2 protein-coding genes are annotated in these 2785 nt (G+C 73.3%); both read right to left on the minus strand.

Annotated features, from left to right (window positions below):
* On the minus strand, nucleotides 1–1892 hold a 1892-nt coding region (locus ACH4B3_RS34215; RefSeq protein WP_398469691.1), incomplete at its 3' end, for a type I polyketide synthase.
* 16 nt (nucleotides 1893–1908) lie between these two features.
* Nucleotides 1909–2785 (minus strand): beta-ketoacyl reductase (locus tag ACH4B3_RS34220; protein ID WP_398469693.1); only part of this gene is annotated, 877 nt, incomplete at its 5' end.

The following is a 2785-nucleotide window of genomic DNA, read 5'->3' on the forward strand; positions in this document are numbered from 1 at the left end:
ATGCGGGCGGCGAACACCGGTTGGGAGTCCAGCAGGGCCACGCCCATGCCGCGCCATTGCGAGCCTTGCCCGGGGAAGACGAAGACGGGTCCGTGGGGGGTGTCCTGGGTGGTGCCGCGGGTGAGGTGGGGGTGGTCGGTGCCGGTGGCCAGGGCGTGGAGTGCGGCGTGGGTGTGGGCCGGTTCGGTGGCGGTGATCACCGCGCGGTGGTCGAAGGTGGCGCGGGTGGTGGCCAGTGACCAGCCCACTTCGGTGGGGTGGTGATCGGGGGTGAGGGTACGCGCGAGTTGCCGGGCCTGTGCGGCGAGGGCGTCCGCTGAGCGAGCGGACAGTATCCAGGGCACGACCCCACCCACTACCCCCGACCCCGACCCGGATTCGGACCCGGACCCGGACCCGGAGATGCCAACGCCGCTGTCGGCATCGGCATCGGCCTCGGCATTGGCATCGGCGTTGGTGTCGGCTGTTGTGTCGGCACCGGTGGTGGGGGTGGTGGGGGTGGCACTGGTGGTGGGGGGTTCTTCGAGGATGAGGTGGGCGTTGGTGCCGGAGATGCCGAAGGCGGAGACGCCGGCGCGGCGGGGGTGGTCGGTGGTGGGCCAGTCGGCTGGTTCGGTGAGCAGGCGTACCGCGCCGCGGTTCCAGTCGACGTGGGTGGTGGGTTCGTCGATGTGCAGGCTTGCGGGGAGTGTGCCGTGTCGCAGTGCCATGACCATTTTGATCACGCCTGCCACTCCGGCGGCGGCTTGGGTGTGGCCGATGTTGGATTTGATGGAGCCGAGTCGGAGGGGGCGGTCGGCCGGGCGGTCCTGTCCGTAGGTGGCCAGCAGTGCCTCGGCCTCGATCGGGTCACCCAGCGTGGTCCCGGTGCCGTGCGCCTCGACCGCGTCCACCTCGGACGCGGCCAGCCCCGCGTCGGCCAGCGCCTGGCGGATCACCCGCTGCTGGGACGGGCCGTTGGGGGCGCTGAGCCCGTTGCTGGCGCCGTCCTGGTTGACGGCGGAGCCGCGGAGCACGGCCAGCACCTGGTGTCCGTTGCGGCGGGCGTCGGACAGCCGTTCCAGCAGCACCAGCCCGGCACCCTCGGCGAAGCCGGTGCCGTCGGCCGAGGTGGCGAACGCCTTGCACCGGCCGTCCGGGGCCAGTCCGCGCTGCCGGGAGAACTCGGTGATGACGTTCGGGGTGGCCATCACCGTCACCCCGCCCGCGAGGGCCAGCGCGCACTCGCCGTTCCGCAGCGCCCGGGCCGCCAGGTGCATCGCCACCAGGGACGACGAGCACGCCGTGTCCAGGGTGACGGCCGGGCCTTCCAGCCCCAGGGTGAACGCGATCCGGCCGGACACCACACTGAGGGCGTTACCGGTCAGCAGGAAGCCTTCGGCGCTCCGCTCGATGTGCGGCGTGCCGAAACCGGGCACGCCCGCGCCGGTGTAGACGCCGGTGGGGGTGCCCTTGAGCGATGTCGGGTCGATGCGGGCGCGTTCCAGCAGTTCCCAGGCGACCTCCAGGAGCAGCCGCTGCTGGGGGTCCATGGCGAGGGCCTCGCGGGGGCTGATGCCGAAGAACCCGGCGTCGAACCGGTCGGCGTCGTGAACGAAACCGCCCTGCCGCACATAGCTGGTGCCGGGGTGGTCGGGGTCGGGGTGGTAGAGGCGTTCCAGGTCCCAGCCGCGGTCGGTGGGGAACGGGCCGATGGCGTCGGTGCCCGAGGCGACCAGGTCCCACAGCGCCTCGGGTGAGGTGATGCCGCCGGGGAAGCGGCAGGCCATGGCGACGACGGCGATGGGCTCCTGCTGCCGCTCCTCCACCTCGCGCAACCGCTGGCGGGCCTGGCCCAGGTCGAGGGTGACCCGCTTGAGGTACTGGCGCAGCTTCTCTTCGGTGGTCGACATCAGTTCCCCATCCCCATCACGACGAACCAAGTTGCTGGTCGATGAGCGCGAACATCTCGTCATCCGACGCGGACTCCAGGGCCTGGCCGTCGATGTCCGGCCCGCCGGCCGGCCGGGCCTCCAGCCGGGACAGCAGGGCCTGGAGCCGGCCCGCGATGGTCTCCCGCGCCTTCCCGTCCACGTCATGACCGCGCAACGTGGACTCCAGCCGGGCCAGGTCGGCCAGGGCCGGCGTGAGCGGGTCGCCCTCCGCGGGGGCCCCGTCGGTCGGCGCGAGCTGCCTGTCGAGGTGGCGGGCCATGGTCTCCGCGTCGGGATAGTCGAAGACCAGCGCGGCGGGCAGCCGCAGGCCGGTCGCGGCGGAGAGCCGGTTGCGCAGCTCGACGGCGGTCAGCGAGTCGAAACCCAGTTCCTTGAACGAGCTGTCCGCCCGGACCGCCGCCGGGTCGCTGTGCCCGAGCACCGTCGCGGCGTGGGTGCGCACCAGGTTCACCAGCTCGCGGTGGCGCTCGGCCGCGGAGAGTGCGGCCAGGCGGTCGGCCCAGTCGGTGGACCGGGCGGCGGCCGCGGTGCGCCTGACCGGTGCCCCGTTGGCGGCGATGCCGCGCAGCAGGGCGGGCACGGCCTCGGGCCGCTGACCGCCGAGCGTGCGCCGATCGAGGTCGAGTGCCAGCAGCGACGCGCCGCCGTGCCGCCGGGCGGCGTCCAGCAGTGACAGCCCCATCGGGGTGGACAGCGGAGTGAAGCCGGTGCGGCTCATCCGGGCCAGATCGGCCCCGGCCAGGTGCCCCGTCAGATCGCTGGTGGCTTCCCACAGTCCCCAGGCGATGGAGGTGGCCGGCAGGCCGGCGTGCCGGCGGCGGGTGGCGAGGGCGTCGCAGTAGGCGTTGGCG

This window comes from Streptomyces sp. NPDC018031, from assembly GCF_044327625.1.
In the GTDB taxonomy this organism is placed as follows: domain Bacteria; phylum Actinomycetota; class Actinomycetes; order Streptomycetales; family Streptomycetaceae; genus Streptomyces.